This is a genomic window from Marinobacter sediminum (assembly GCF_023657445.1).
Taxonomy (GTDB): domain Bacteria; phylum Pseudomonadota; class Gammaproteobacteria; order Pseudomonadales; family Oleiphilaceae; genus Marinobacter; species Marinobacter sediminum_A.
The window spans coordinates 622909-637713 of the sequence record NZ_JAGTWY010000001.1; the positions used below are offsets into that span (position 1 = coordinate 622909).

General features: G+C 54.8%; 9 protein-coding genes. 6 read left to right on the forward strand and 3 right to left on the reverse strand.

Annotated features, from left to right (window positions below):
• The first annotated feature begins 34 nt into the window (after nt 1-34).
• The gene (locus tag KFJ24_RS03060) at nt 35-2695 is read left to right on the forward strand and encodes a penicillin acylase family protein (RefSeq protein ID WP_250829618.1); all 2661 of its coding nucleotides are present in this window, start codon (nt 35-37) and stop codon (nt 2693-2695) included.
• Nucleotides 2696-2807: 112 nt separating this feature from the next.
• Here the strand turns inward: KFJ24_RS03060 and KFJ24_RS03065 are convergent, their stop codons facing one another.
• Together KFJ24_RS03065 and KFJ24_RS03070 are read right to left on the reverse strand one after the other, a co-directional pair.
• Complete coding sequence (locus tag KFJ24_RS03065; RefSeq protein ID WP_250829619.1) at nt 2808-5702, reverse strand: hypothetical protein; 2895 nt, start codon at nt 5700-5702, stop codon at nt 2808-2810.
• A gap of 306 nt (nt 5703-6008) precedes the next feature.
• Complete coding sequence (locus KFJ24_RS03070; RefSeq protein ID WP_250829620.1) at nt 6009-6782, reverse strand: enoyl-CoA hydratase; 774 nt, start codon at nt 6780-6782, stop codon at nt 6009-6011.
• A 184-nt stretch (nt 6783-6966) separates the two neighbouring features.
• Here KFJ24_RS03070 and KFJ24_RS03075 point away from each other — a divergent pair, with 184 nt between their 5' ends.
• Complete coding sequence (locus tag KFJ24_RS03075) at nt 6967-8481, forward strand: fumarate hydratase (protein WP_250829621.1); 1515 nt, start codon at nt 6967-6969, stop codon at nt 8479-8481.
• A 69-nt stretch (nt 8482-8550) separates the two neighbouring features.
• Here KFJ24_RS03075 and KFJ24_RS03080 read toward each other — a convergent pair whose 3' ends face one another.
• A complete protein-coding gene (locus KFJ24_RS03080; RefSeq protein ID WP_250829622.1) occupies nt 8551-10005 on the reverse strand; it encodes a protein adenylyltransferase SelO in 1455 nt (484 codons plus the stop codon).
• 78 nt (nt 10006-10083) lie between these two features.
• Between KFJ24_RS03080 and KFJ24_RS03085 the strand changes: the two genes are divergently transcribed.
• From KFJ24_RS03085 to KFJ24_RS03100, 4 genes are read left to right on the forward strand one after another with little or no spacing between them, the layout of a single operon-like run.
• On the forward strand, nt 10084-11022 hold the full coding sequence (locus KFJ24_RS03085; RefSeq protein ID WP_250829623.1) for a hypothetical protein: 939 nt from the start codon (nt 10084-10086) through the stop codon (nt 11020-11022).
• 12 nt (nt 11023-11034) lie between these two features.
• Nucleotides 11035-11838 (forward strand): HAD-IIB family hydrolase, encoded by an 804-nt coding sequence (locus KFJ24_RS03090; RefSeq protein ID WP_250829624.1) that lies wholly within the window; start codon nt 11035-11037, stop codon nt 11836-11838.
• Between the two features lie 14 nt (nt 11839-11852).
• Nucleotides 11853-13076, forward strand: a complete 1224-nt coding sequence (locus KFJ24_RS03095; protein ID WP_250829625.1) for a glycosyl transferase — start codon at nt 11853-11855, stop codon at nt 13074-13076.
• Entirely contained in the window at nt 13073-14803 is a 1731-nt protein-coding gene (locus KFJ24_RS03100; RefSeq protein ID WP_250829626.1) for a sugar phosphorylase, read from the forward strand. Before KFJ24_RS03095 ends, KFJ24_RS03100 begins: the two co-directional genes overlap by 4 nt.
• Nucleotides 14804-14805 lie beyond the last annotated feature (2 nt).

Below are 14805 nucleotides of genomic sequence, written 5' to 3' on the forward strand. Positions count from 1 at the left end.
TGAATCCGTAGTGAACAAGTATAAGGATGACACTATGAAGATTAGGAAAAAACTGACGGGGCAGCGCCTACGTGCCTTTGCACTTGCACTGCTAGGGAGCACGATGCTGGCGGGCTGTTTTGACGGTGACAGCTCCTCCGGCTCATCTGAATCGTCTGTGGATACCAACCTCTTCCCGGCGGATGGGACGCTGAGCGCTAATATTCGCCGTACGACGGGGGGAGTGCCACACGTAACCGCCGACAATCTGAAATCGGCGGCATTTGGGAATGGCTATGCCCAGGCACAGGATAATGTGTGCATGCTGGCGGAAGCAATCGTGAAGGCCCGCAGTGAGAGGGCGAAATACTTCGGTCCGGGGCCAGATGACATCAACATCATTAATGACTTCAGCTTCAAAGCCCAGAAGATTCTGAGCGGGGCTGAAGCTGAGTTCCCCTCCCTTACCGATGAATCCCGGGCGCTAATAGAGGGTTTTACGGCAGGGTACAATAAATATATATCCGAGACAGATCCAGCAGATTTGCCCGTTGAATGTAGAGGTCAGCCTTGGGTTAAAGAGATATCACCAGTTGACCTTTTGGCGCACTATCGGGTCGTGGGTCAGTACGCCAGTGGCGCATTATTTGCCACAGGGGCGATATTCGTGGCGGTCCCTCCAGAGGAGTCGCCTAACCCTACGCCGGTGATTAGTGCGACTGGCGCGGAGCAAGAAGCCTTTTTCAAGCAAGTGGCTGTCAATGCAGGAAATAATGCCGGCGAGATTGAAAACTTTCAGGATACGGGCTTGGCAAGTAATGCCTGGGGTGTTGGTAGTGACCTGACAGAAAATGGTAAAGGTGCGCTGCTTGCAAACCCTCACTTTCCGTATACTGGGCATCGCAGGTTCTATCAAGTTCAGATGACGGTTCCTGGGTACCTTAATGCGATGGGAGCAGGCCTTCTGGGGACGGCAGTCCCTTTGATCAACTTCAATGAGAACCTTGGCTGGTCCCATACCGTTACGACAAGCCGTCGCTTTACCCTCTACGAGTTGACGCTCAAGGATGGGGACAACCTCGTTTATATAAAAGATGGTGAGGAAAAGCCGATTACATCAGAGACCTTCCAGATTGAGGTATTCGATGGCTCTCCAAATCCAGTTGTCCTAGAGAAGACCTTTTACTACTCCGAGTATGGTCCGATGGTTTCCGCCAATGCCATAACTGACGGCGGATTGCCTGCATGGGGATCCAGCGGTACTGCGTACACCTATCGAGATGCTAATGCCAGTACTACCAGGCTTCTGGATACCTGGTTGCAGATGAGTCGGGCCTCTACGCTTGCGGAATTCCAGAATGTTTTCAGGAACTGCGGATCTACTCTCTGGACCAATTCGACCTATGCTGACGATCAGGGTAATGCTTTTTATATCGACAGCAGCTCTGTTCCGAATCTTTCCGATGCGACGCTTGCGGTCATTCAATTTAAGCGTCAGGCAAGTCCTGAATATAATCAGCTTTTTGAGGGTGGCCTGACTTTACTGGATGGCGATACCTCAAGAGACGATTGGGTAGAGGGCGAATGTGGTGGACTGGTTCCATACGAAGATAAGCCGAAGCTGCTGAGAACTGATTGGGTACAGAATTCGAATGACAGCTACTGGTCCACTAATCCTGATCAATTCCTGACTGGATATTCTCCGATGTTCGGGCCCGAAGAGTCGGCCCTGGGTCCCCGTACCCGCCTTGGTATCTCAATGTTGAAAAACCCAATGTCACCGGGCACGGTTTCACCGACCGCTCCGCTTCCTGCGGGTCAAGATGGCAAGTTTGGGGCCCTGGATCTCATCAATGTCATCTACAATAACCGCGCATGGTACGCCGACCAGTTCCTACAGGAGCTTCGGGCCAGATGCACTACGATAGGAGCTACGCCAGTTAATTTGCCGGAAGGTGGATCTCGGACGGTAGATCAGGCGTGCGGCGTCCTGCAATCCTGGGATGGTTTATACAACGTTGACAGCGTAGGCGCTCATGTCTATCGGGTCTTTATTGCCAACTATCGACGAAGCTTTAGTTCTGACCTGACGGTTGCCTTTGATCCTGCAGATCCTGTAGGGACACCCTCAACCCCTTCAAGTAGCAACGCGGGAACGGCCGATGACGTTATGCTTCGGGCACTTGCGGTGGGGCTAAATGCGCTGGATCAGGTCAACATCGCGTATGACGCGGATCTGGGATCGGTTCAGTACTATCAGCCCTCGGGTGGTGCTCTGCCGGGGTTGGCGGGAGGAAGCCTGAGCGGCGGAACGCCTACAGACCTCGGAGCTTCTTTTCCTTGGCATGGGGGAGACGGATCTATTGATGGCACGTTCAATGCCATTGGAGTCGTAACCGATCCGTTCCTCGAGGATACGCGCTTTCCTCGCGTTGCACCCAGTATCATTGACAACACTGCAGGTCTTTCGACGACCAACGAGGAAGGTTGGAAAATGGCACGTGGAACGAGTTGGCACTTTGGCCTGGAGTTTACCGACAACGGTCCAGAGGCATACGGTCTGATCAGCTATTCCCAGTCGACAGACTTTGAGTCTCCCTTCTTCAATGACCAGAGTTTGCGATACTCAGAGAAGAGCTTCAGACCAATCCTGTTCAAGGCGGAGGACGTGGAAGCAAATCTTTTGCCGCAGGGGGAAGTGACCATTACCGACTAGCGTGAATTAATAAGCTCTGGGGGTATCTACCCCGGGCTTCTATTAAACCTACAGATTTTGGTAGATAAAAAAAGGGACGGCAGTTGCCGTCCCTTTTCTTTTACTTGGTTTCTCAGTTTTGCTGAACGATTTCAGTGATATCCGGATCGAGGCCGGCTGCGTTGGGAACCACCGCAGTACCCATCGTAGAGATCACGCTGGCGGTTTCCGTCACCATCTCTGTAAACACTCTTACATCCAAAGGTCCGCCTTGGGGCAGAACTGGTGTACCGTGGGTGCCTTCGAGATAACGGGTGATTGCCGCATTATCCAGCGCTACAGGAACGCCATCCCCCGTTACTGGCGTCGCGCCCAGTAACCTAGCAAAAGGCTCGGTGCCAGACAGGTAGGCCTCGAACGCCTCACCAAGCGGGTTGGTTAGTGGATCATTTGGAATTACCTGATCGCCATTCACTTGCGAGAGCACCACCTTGGAAGTAGCCAGATCGTCAGCAAAGTTGATCGGATCGGCAGAGTCCAGAGCGGCCTGGAAAACGTTGAAGTATGTTTCCAAGTTGGCATCCCCTTGCTCAAGTCCGGCAGCAACTTGCAGGCCCCCGAGAATAGCCGGAGCAAATGCTGGTGAGTTTTCTAGCAAGCGAACAATACCTGCGCCTGGCGTCAGCAACTGGGTTGCAACGATATCGTCCGCGGTCTCAGCCGAATTATTGGCAACAGCAACGAACGGCGCGCCGACGATGGTTCCAAGTGAGTGGCCCGTGAAGTAAACCTGAGTTGCATCAAGGTCAGCACCGGCGGTGCCATCGAAGTCGAGGCCGCCGAGAGATTCACGCAGATTCAGCAAGTCGAGAACCGCTTGACGGTTCTTGTCACGGGAATTGGTGAAGTTGGTCAAATTGATGAACAGGCTTCCGGACTCACCAGCGGTGGCCGTCATTGGCACTGGCTGGTTGGCGGCGCCTGCCGTGAAGTCAAAGTGACGCTCGTTCTCTGTTTTGGCAAGCCCAGGAACGGTGCTGCCCGCATTCGCTACGGTGTTTTCGAACGAGCGCAGGCTACGGATCGCCGGGTCTAGAAGTGCGGCATCTTGAATGGAGATTCCACCAACCAAATCGCTGATCGTACCCCCAGCAGCGACACTGGTTACTATTGAAGCTGCGGTTGCGGCATCAATCGACTGTGCTTCTGCATCAGCTTCAACTGCTGCGATAACAAAGCCGATCGCAATCTGACCCGCAATCACCGCATTGATGTTGGTTTCGTTCGGCGCCAAGGACTCGGGGAGTCCGCTGTCCTGACCGACAGTCAGTAATTGGGTGGCCAATGCCTGCTGGTCTTCAACGCTGAAGGGGGTAACACCGTGCAGAGGCTGGTCAATTGCCACTACGGCAACGTTGGCATTCTTTGCGAGAGCGCTACCAAAGGTCAGGGCGGCACTTCGGTCGGTGGTAATGCCGTGCTGATAAATCACCGTTTCAAGAGCTGTGGAGCCATCGTAAGAAGCCGGATATAGGATGAAAACCGGTATAGAGAGCGCATCGCTTGTCGCATCCGGGAAGGGGAAGCGGTAGTTGACGACGTCACTGACCGATGCGTCCGATTGAGCAAGTTGAACACCAAGTTGGTCACCGATGTTCGATGCTGCAACCAGGTCAGCGGTGAAATCGCTTGAATTGATTACCGCACCCTCAGCTTCTGTTTGGCCTGTTGGTATGCCCAGATAGTAAGGCAGGTCGATTGTGCCCTGGACGATATTGACGTCACCAAAATCAACAAACTGATCTGTAATGGCGGATACCTGAGTTACGTCTTGTGGCGCACCAAAAGTCGCGCTGCTACTCCGGTCTCCCGGATTTGGAAGAAGAGCACCAAGGCCAGCATTCAGAGCTGCAGCTGTTTGATCGGCATTTGAAGCAGCCTCGGCAGTATTTGCCGCATCCAGTAAATCCAAGAAGTCTGTTACGTCATTTGCGAGTGCCTGCTTGACGCCTGCCACGCGAGCGGCACCGGCAACTGTATCCCGGAAGAAAGTCGTTGGATCAGCAATATACTTCAGCACCTCCTCGTCATTGGAGGTCGTAAAGCTGTAAGACAGCGCAATATCGTCAGCACTCAGCGGTGTCGGGCGGGTTGTGTTGTTTACGCCGAAATAGCTGCTTGCAACAGTTTCCCAGAAGCTGTTGATAATTGTGCGAACAGGAGCCAGCGAAGAAGTGCCCAGTGGCTGGTTTTCGTCGGTTAAGTTGCTGTACGTCGGGGAGGCGACAATAGGGTCGCCATTAATATCCGTTACTTCCGTGGTTACAACAACCAAATAGCGTTTTTTGGGATCAAGAGGAACAGTAGGGTGAATCCGGATGGCGGAAGTGCCATCGAGCTCTACAACTTCATGTGTGTAGGTCGGATTCTGAGCCAGGCCCGCCAAGTAGGCGCCGGCTGCCGCTTGGTCTCGCCCTTCAAGATCCAGTGGCAGGGCTCCTGCAGCTACCTGCGCAGTGATTGCAAGCGGGACTGTGGGTGGTTCACCCATACCGAGGCCTTGAACCGGGTCGCCACTTGCGTACTCCAGTTCGATCAGGAATACGTTCTGATTCGGGTTGGGCGCAGGCACGGGCCCGGATTCTGAATTCACGATTATGAACGGACGAGAATCTACGGAGTCGGGGTCAATCTGCCCATTCAAACGCACAACGGCAGGCGCAACTGTTGATGCACCGCTGAGCCTATTGAGCGCGCTGGTGACAGGGGGGGTAGTGTCTGCAACACTAAAGGTCCCATCGGCTTCAATGATGGCCGTACTCGGGTCATCGGATTTGAATATGAGGTCGTTCGGAAGAGGCAGCTCACTGGTCACAGGATTGAAAATTGGCCAGGTCTTACCAGTGAAGTCAGGGTTGGAAATCTTATAGTCCGGATTAGCATTCGCCCCCGTTTCGCCACTATCAAAGCAGCCTGTAAGTCCAAGGGAAGACGCCACGGCAAGACTTATTAGAGTTTTCTTGAACATGGGTGGAACCTTTTCCTGTTGTTGTGTCGTTATGTTCGGCAGCTGACGGGGCCGGTCTGATCCGGTAAGCCCGATGTCAGTGGCCTGTTCTGCTTGAAACTGGTGTCTGAAATTTTGGCCAGCGCTGTGAGCCAATTTCTGTATCTATGACTATAGCGACAGTATGGCAAGTGTTGATCAGCCGAAAGTGTGATTCTGACCCTTTAAACCCTCCCCGCACGATTGGAGTTTGGCTATTGAGAAAAATAGTTGGGAGTTAACGGTTTGTCGAGCCCACCGGACGGCTTTCCAGTGGGCCGGGCGCTGCTATTTGAAAGCCGAGAAATCGGGCTTGCGCTTTTCCATGAAAGCTTTGATGGCCTCTGCGGCTTCCGGCGACTTGAGCCGTTCTGCAAAGAGTTCACCTTCGGCCAGCATGGCGCTCCTGAGGTCGTCATGGGTTGACCGGCTGAGCAGTTCCTTGGTTGCGCGGATAGCCGCCGGGGCCTGGGCGGCGAGCCGCTTGCAGGTTTCCAGCGCCTCGGCTTCCGTTTGAACCGAGTCACAGATCCGGCTGATGAGGCCCAGGCGATAGGCATCATCGGCCGTGAATGCGTCGCCCAGCATCAATAATTCCGCCGCCCGGACACGGCCCAGCCAGGACGGGAGCAGCAGGCTTGAACCACCCTCGGGGCAAAGTCCCAGGTTGGCAAAAGGCATCTGGAACCGGGCATTCTGACCAGCAAAGACCATATCGCAATGCAGCAGCATGGTGGTGCCAATGCCCACGGCTGGTCCGTTCACTGCTGCAACAACGGGTTTGGTGGTGTTGGCCAGCAGTAAAAGGAAGCGGCCAACAGGTGTGTCCTGGAATGCGCCCGGCAGGCCCTGGGCAAAATCGCTCAGATCATTGCCTGCGGTAAAACAGTCGGCGCTGCCGGTAAAGAGTACACAGCGAATATCTGCATCGGCCTGTGCCTGCTCAAGGGCATCGCCAAGGCTGGTGTACATGGCGTGGGTCAGGGCGTTTTTGCGGTCCGTCCGGTTGATGCGAACGGTGAGGATCCGGTTATGCTTTTCGGTGAGAATGAGGTCTGTCACGGGGTCTCCAGGGGAATTTCTTGTCATTTGATTAGGATCGTACCTTTTCTTGCCGCCGTTTTTTACTGTTTTCGTGGTGGGTTCGCCATCTGTCTGATCCCTCGCGTTGGCGTTTTTCTGGTAAACTCTCGCATCCCGATTTTCCGATCACACGATAAAACGATACCAAGCTGATGAGGCGCCTATGACCACCGTAATCCGCCAGGACGACCTGATTGAAAGCGTAGCGGACGCGCTGCAGTTCATTTCCTATTACCACCCGAAGGATTTTATCCAGGGCGTGTATGAGGCTTACCAGAAGGAAGAGTCCCAGGCGGCCAAGGATGCCATGGCTCAGATTCTGATCAACTCTCGCATGTGCGCGGAGGGCCACCGTCCGCTGTGCCAGGATACCGGCATTGTTACCGTATTCGTGAACATCGGCATGAATGTTCAGTGGGACTGCGAGATGCCGCTGGACGACGTGATCAACGAAGGTGTACGCCGTGCCTACACCCAGCCGGATAACGTGCTGCGCGCGTCGATCCTGGCGGATCCGGATGGCAAGCGCCAGAACACCGGAGACAACACGCCGGCGATCATCCATTACAAGATGGTGCCGGGTGACACCGTTGAAGTTCACGTGGCAGCCAAGGGTGGTGGCTCCGAAGCCAAATCCAAGTTTGCCATGCTGAACCCGTCCGATTCCGTGGTGGACTGGGTGCTGAAAATGGTTCCGCAGATGGGGGCTGGCTGGTGTCCGCCCGGCATGCTGGGTATCGGTATCGGCGGTACCGCCGAGAAGGCGATGGAAATGGCGAAAGAATCGCTGCTGGATCCGATCGATATCCACGATCTGCAAGAGCGCGGTGCGTCCAACCGTTCCGAGGAGCTGCGCCTGGAGCTGTTCGACAAGGTGAACGATCTTGGCATTGGTGCCCAGGGTCTGGGTGGCCTGACAACGGTTCTGGACGTGAAGGTTAAAGACTACCCGACCCACGCAGCCAACAAGCCGGTTGCCATTATTCCGAACTGCGCCGCTACACGTCACGCACACTTCACGCTGGACGGTAATGGCCCTTCACTGCAAACCCCGCCGAGCCTTGAAGACTGGCCGGAAATTACCTGGGAAGTGGGTGAGAACGTTCGTCGCGTGAACCTTGATACGGTTACTCCGGAAGATGTTAAGGACTGGCAGCCGGGGGAGACGGTTCTTCTTTCCGGCAAGATGCTGACCGGCCGTGACGCGGCTCATAAAAAGATGGTCGACATGATCGAGAAGGGCGAGGAGCTGCCGGTCGATCTTAAGGGGCGGTTTATCTATTACGTGGGCCCGGTTGATCCTGTGCGCGAGGAAGTGGTTGGTCCTGCCGGCCCGACGACCGCCACCCGTATGGACAAATTTACCCATACCATGCTTGAGAAAACCGGCCTTACCGGCATGATCGGGAAAGCCGAGCGTGGCCAGGTCGCGATCGATGCCATCAAGGAGTTTGGCGCGGTTTATCTGATGGCTGTCGGGGGTTCTGCGTATCTGGTATCCAAGGCTATCAAGCACGCTGAAGTGGTTGCATTTCCGGAGCTGGGGATGGAAGCCATCTACGAGTTTGAGGTGGAAGACATGCCTGTGACGGTAGCGGTGGATTCCCGTGGTTCTTCCGTGCATCAGACGGGCCCGGCCGAGTGGCACGATAAGATCATTGCCGCCAAGGCGGTCTGATTCGATAGCCAGACGGCGGACAAAAAAAGGGTGAAGCCAAGGCTGCACCCTTTTTTTATGCCGGCCGGATCAGGAGGAGCAACTGATGTTCAGGTGCTTGCCCCAGTCTGGTGGCAGTGCGGCGAAGTGCTCGTGCTCTGGCTGTTCATCGAACGGCCGCTCAAGCACTTTCAGCAGCGCTTTCATGGGTTGATAGTCGCCGTTCTGGGCTTCCTGAATCACCTGCTGGGCCAGATAGTTCCTCAGTATGTATTTGGGGTTCACCGCTCGCATGGTGTATTCCCGTTCATCGTGGGCACGGGTTTCCTTCTGTAGGCGCTCTTCATACCGTTCCAGCCACTCATCCGCGACACTGCGGTCCACAAACAGATCTCTGACCGGTGCATGACCGTGGGCATCGAGGTTGGAGAGGGCTCGGAAGAAGGCGGTGTAATCCACATGGTGTTCATGGAGCATGCTGAAAGTGTCCATGATCAGGCTGAGATCCGATTCTTCCTCCTGAAGCAGGCCAAGCTTATCCCGCATGTTCTGCAGGAATCGAGCGTTGTAGGTGATCTCATAGCGACGCAGGCCCCGACGCACAGAGTCTTCTTCCATGACTGGTAACAGGGCATTCGCCAGATACTGGCAGTTGGTGAAACCTACCTGGGGCTGCCGGTTGTAGGCATAGCGGCCGCCCTGATCGGTGTGGTTGCAGATATAGCCGGCGTCGAAATCGTCCAGAAATGCATAGGGGCCGTAGTCGAAGGTGTCCCCGATGATGGACATGTTATCGCTGTTCATTACCCCATGGCAGAAACCTACTGCCTGCCAGTCCGCAATCAGTCGGGCGGTCCGCTCAACCACTTCCTCGAACCAGCGAGTGTGTCGTTCGTCTTTCGGCAGCTCAATAAGATGCGGGAAGTGGAGGGAAATAACATGTTCCAGCAGAGTCTCCAAGGCGTCTGTTCCCTCATGGTGCGCGGCAAACTCAAAGTGGCCAAAACGGATATGACTCTGGGCTACCCGCATCAGGGCAGCGGCTGTTTCGATGGATTCGCGGCGTATCGGATCCCGGGCACTGACCATGAACAGCGCCCGGGTGGTGGGAATACCCAGGCCATGCATCGCCTCACTACAAAGATACTCGCGAATGCTGGAGCGCAGAACGGCCCGTCCATCACCAAACCTTGAGTAAGGTGTCATGCCTGCACCCTTGAGGTGCCAGTCCCAACGTCGATCATCGGGCCCGATGGTCTCCCAGAGCAGCAGGCCCCGGCCATCACCCAGTTCCGGGTTGTAGGCGCCGAACTGATGGCCCGTATACTTCATGGCCACAGGATCCATTCCTTCCAGAAGCTCAGCGCCGGCACCAATTTGTGTCCAGTCCTCTTCTGTCTGGGTATGAAACCCCATTTGTTCAGCCAGCTTGTGGTTGAAGCACACCATTCTGGCGTCTCTCAACGGCGTGGGCTGAACCCGGGTATAAAAGCTGTCCGGGAGTTCCAGGTAGCGATGCTCCACATGAAAACTCTTGCTACTCATAAAATGCCTATACTCCCATTTGGTACGAATACTGCTGCTTCAACTTTCAAACCAATTATGAATATCAGGAACATCAACGTGTCTGACAGCGAGCTTAACAAAACAATTGAGGCCCTGATTGAACAGGAGGGTCTTCCTGACACCTACGTCAGCACGGTAGAACAGACCATCCTGCCTCTGGTCGATCACATCCTCTCGCTCCACGCGGCACAAAAACGACCTGTTGTTGTGGGTATCCATGGTGCTCAGGGAACCGGTAAATCCACGCTGACCCTGTTTCTCAGGGAGATTCTGGGGAAGCATCGTCACTGTCCGGCAGCCAGTTTTTCCCTGGATGATATCTACCTTACCAGAGCAGAGCGTCAGGAACTTGCAGAGCGCGTGCACCCACTTTTTATTACCCGGGGTGTTCCCGGAACACATGACGTTGAACTGGGGCAGCGGATTATCGAGCAGCTCCGGTCAGCAGGCCCGGGTGACCTGACTCCGGTACCCGCGTTTGATAAATCCATCGATGACCGGCTTCCCGAGGCGTCCTGGCCCGTTTTTAAAGGCCGGGCGGAGGTGATTCTTTTCGAGGGCTGGTGCCTGGGTGCCCGGCCTGAACCCGAAAGTGCACTTGAGCTTCCCATCAATCGCCTGGAGGCGGAGGAAGATCAACACGGCACCTGGCGACGTTATGTTAATGAGTGCCTGAAGGGGGCCTACCATCGTTTGTACGGCCAGTTGGATAACCTGGTCATGCTGAAAGCGCCGTCCATGGACAGCGTTCTGGAATGGCGCACCCTACAGGAGCATAAGCTGGCTGAAAGAATTTCCAGTGCACCAAAAAAGAGCGACGAAAAAAGAGGCGCACAAAGCCTGCGCATAATGAGTGATGACGAGGTGGCTCGTTTCATTATGCATTACGAACGTGTGACGCGATTTTGCCTGACGGAAATGCCGGGCAGGGCGGATGTCCTCATTGAGGTAGGGGAGGATCACTCCCTTAGCCAGCCCCGATTCCGAGACAATTAACGGAGACAATCCATGACAAAGCCCCGGTTACTGATTTTTTCTGACCTGGACGGTACTTTACTGAATCATGAAGACTATCGCTGGGAAGCCGCACGTCCCGCCCTGAAAAGGCTCGACGACGCTCAGATTCCACTGATTCTGAATTCCAGTAAAACGGCACCGGAAATTCGCAACTTACGGCAGGAGCTGGCAAACACCGATCCCTTCATTGTTGAAAACGGTGCAGCCGTGGTGATTCCTGCAAAAACCTTTGGCAATGATGAAGAGCAAGTGGTGAATTTTGGGGCACCCCGGGAGGAAGTGCTGAAGGTTTTAGCGGCCCAGCGGGAGTCGGGTGCCCGCTTTCGGGGCTTCGAGGACATGTCGGTAACGGAGTTGGCTTCTGTGACGGGCCTGGATGCCGAGTCTGCCGGGCGGGCAAAGGAGCGCCTGGGTACAGAACCCTTGCTCTGGGACGGCTCTGATGAAGAACTGACGGCTTTCAGGGCTGCACTGGCTGCGGAAAACCTGCGCCTGGTTCATGGTGGCAGGTTTCATCATGCCATGGGCATCTTTGACAAATCCGATGGGGCCCGGTTTTTGCTGGGTAAATACCGGGAGCAGCACGGCAAGGATGCGGTTATCGCTATAGCGCTCGGAGATAGCCCGAATGATCAGCAAATGCTGGAATCGGCGGACATACCAGTTGTCATTCGTGGCGTTAACAGTGATGAAGTGCAATTGCCATCGGCCAAGCACGCCATGCGTTCCATCAAATCCGGCCCTGAGGGCTGGAATGAGTGTGTCCTTAATCTCCTGTTTGAGTACGGGTACTAGAAAGGAGAGCCGCCATGGGCGACTTTTACCAGAATGGCATTATCACGACTCTGCACAACCTTGTTCGCCGGCCAGTAGAGGATATTGAAGCGGAGTTGATGAGTTTTCGAAAGGCCCGGCCCATGTCTCTGGTGCTACCGTCGCTCTATTCCGAGCTGGAGGGGCCCGCACTGAAGAATATTGTGCACGAACTGACCAAGGTGCCTTATCTTGATCAGATCGTCATCGGCCTGGATCGGGCCAATGAAGAACAGTACCGCCATGCGCTCGAATACTTTTCCGAACTTCCACAGAACTTCAAAGTACTCTGGAATGATGGTCCCCGGCTCCGCGCTATTGATCTGAAGCTCCGGGAGCAGAACCTGGCGCCCACGGAAATGGGCAAGGGTCGGAACGTCTGGTATTGCTTCGGCTATGTACTGGCCTCCGGTACCTGCAAGTCGGTGGCGCTGCATGACTGTGACATTCTTACCTATTCCCGGGATCTCGTTGCCCGATTGATTTATCCGGTTGCTAATCCGGGCTTTAACTACATGTTCTGCAAGGGCTACTACGCCCGTGTGGCGGACAATAAAATGAATGGCCGGGTTAGCCGTTTGCTGGTAACCCCGCTCATTCGTGCCCTGAAGAAAGTGTGTGGCCCGAACGATTTTCTCGATTATCTGGACAGTTATCGCTATCCGCTGGCGGGCGAATTTTCGTTCCGTACGGATGTGATCAATGATCTCCGAATACCCAGTGATTGGGGGTTGGAGATCGGCGTGCTCTCTGAAATGAAGCGCAACTACGCGACCAACCGTCTGTGCCAGGTGGATATCGCCGATGTTTATGATCATAAACACCAGGAATTATCACCTGAAGATGCCAGCAATGGTCTGTCGAAAATGAGCGTGGACATCGCCAAGGCTCTGTTCCGAAAGCTGGCCACCAATGGTGAAGTCTTCTCCAGCGAGAAGTTCCGCACCCTCAAGGCGACGTATTTCCGGATTGCGCTGGATTTTGTGGAAACCTATCAGAATGACGCCATTGTGAATGGCCTGACTTTCGATCGTCACAAGGAAGAGAAGGCGGTAGAGCTGTTCGCCCAGAATGTGATGCGGGCAGGTGCCTATTTTCTTGAGAACCCGATGGATACACCTTTCATCCCCAGCTGGAACAGGGTTACCAGCGCTATCCCGGATATCAAGGAACAATTGCTGGAGGCTGTGGAGCTGGATAACGAGGAGTTCCGCCGATGAGCCAGCCTCTGAAGGCCAAGCTGGTTTCGATGCTGGAAGTGGTCTATCCGGCGCTGGATTGTGACTTTTTTGCTGATCAGCTGCTTGAGGCCATCGGCGTAACTCCGGACCAGGCGGCACCTCCGGCCCATCAGAACAACTGGGATGAATCGGATGTGTTGCTGATCACCTACGCGGATACGGTGCGCCAGGCGGATCAGAAACCACTGGTCACACTGCACCAGTTTCTGACGGACTGCCTCTCCGACAGTCTGTCGGCCGTCCACATCCTGCCGTTTTTCCCCTACAGTTCGGATGACGGCTTTTCGGTGATGGATTACCTCGCGGTGAACGAATCCCACGGTGACTGGGAAGACATTGAAGCAATTTCGGCTGACTTCAAACTGATGGCCGACCTCGTGATCAACCACATGTCTGCCCGCAGTCGCTGGTTCGAGAACTTCCGCAAACGGGTGGACCCCGGAAAGGACTACTTCTTTGAGGGAAATCCTAAGGATGACCTGAGTGCGGTAGTGCGACCCCGCACCTCGCCACTGCTGACCCCGGTCCAGACAGATGATGGTGAGCGTCACGTATGGTGCACTTTCAGCGAGGATCAGGTCGATCTGAACTTTGCCAATCCAAAGGTATTAATCGAGTTCGTTTCCATCATTCGTCATTACCTTGAGCACGGCGTCATCATTTTCCGCCTGGACGCCGTTGCGTTTCTGTGGAAGGAACCGGGCACGCCCTGCATACATCTGCGGCAGACCCACGAACTCATCAAGATCCTGCGGCTGTTGATCGAACACCACAGCCCGGGAGCCGTGGTGATTACTGAGACCAATGTGCCCAACCGGGAGAACCTGACGTACTTTGGCAATGCCAACGAAGCCCATGTGATCTATAACTTCTCGCTGCCGCCCCTGCTGATCAATACGCTGATAACGGGCGACTGCAAGCACCTGAAAACCTGGCTCATGAGTATGCCGCCGGCGCAAATGGGCACCACCTACCTGAATTTTGTCGCGTCCCACGATGGCATCGGAATGCGCCCCACCGATGGTCTGTTGGCGGACGATGAAAAACAGCGACTGATTAACACCATGGACTCGTTTGGCGGCAAGGTCTCCTACCGCCGCACGCCCGATGGCCGGGACCAGCCCTATGAAGTCAACATCGCGCTTTACGATGCCTTGAAAGGCACAGCGGAGACCGGCGCGGACCACTGGCAGCTGCCACGATTTATCTGCGCCCATACTGTGATGCTTGCTCTTGAGGGTATTCCCGCCTTTTACATACACAGCCTGCTCGCGACCGAGAATGACATTGAGCGAGTGGAGCACACCGGGCGCTTACGATCTATTAACCGGAGCCAATGGCAGCTCGATGATCTGGAGCGGGAGCTGGAGGATTCCCTGAGCCACCACAGCAAGGCCTTCCATGAACTCAAGCGGCTGATTGCCATTCGCAGGAAGCAGCCGGCGTTCCATCCCAATGCCACTCAGTTCACCCTGCATTTGGGGTTGCAGATTTTCGGGTTCTGGCGTCAGAGCATGCGACGGGATCAGTCGGTTTTCTGTATTCACAACATCAGTGATGAAGTACAGCAAGTCTCTCTGAGCGATATCAACCTGATTGGCACCGATCACTGGGTCGATCTGATCTCGGGCATGCAGATCGATGATCTTTCAGGCTGCATGACCCTTAAGCCCTATCAAAGCGTCTGGTTGTCCAATCGGGAGTAGGG

What these genes read in the sequence shown, in the direction of transcription:
- KFJ24_RS03060 (WP_250829618.1), top strand. Translation starts at nt 35, where the DNA reads ATGAAGATTAGGAAAAAACTGACGGGGCAGCGCCTACGTGCCTTTGCA.
- KFJ24_RS03065 (WP_250829619.1), bottom strand. Translation starts at nt 5,702, where the DNA reads ATGTTCAAGAAAACTCTAATAAGTCTTGCCGTGGCGTCTTCCCTTGGA.
- KFJ24_RS03075 (WP_250829621.1), top strand. Translation starts at nt 6,967, where the DNA reads ATGACCACCGTAATCCGCCAGGACGACCTGATTGAAAGCGTAGCGGAC.
- KFJ24_RS03080 (WP_250829622.1), bottom strand. Translation starts at nt 10,005, where the DNA reads ATGAGTAGCAAGAGTTTTCATGTGGAGCATCGCTACCTGGAACTCCCG.
- KFJ24_RS03090 (WP_250829624.1), top strand. Translation starts at nt 11,035, where the DNA reads ATGACAAAGCCCCGGTTACTGATTTTTTCTGACCTGGACGGTACTTTA.
- KFJ24_RS03095 (WP_250829625.1), top strand. Translation starts at nt 11,853, where the DNA reads ATGGGCGACTTTTACCAGAATGGCATTATCACGACTCTGCACAACCTT.
- KFJ24_RS03100 (WP_250829626.1), top strand. Translation starts at nt 13,073, where the DNA reads ATGAGCCAGCCTCTGAAGGCCAAGCTGGTTTCGATGCTGGAAGTGGTC.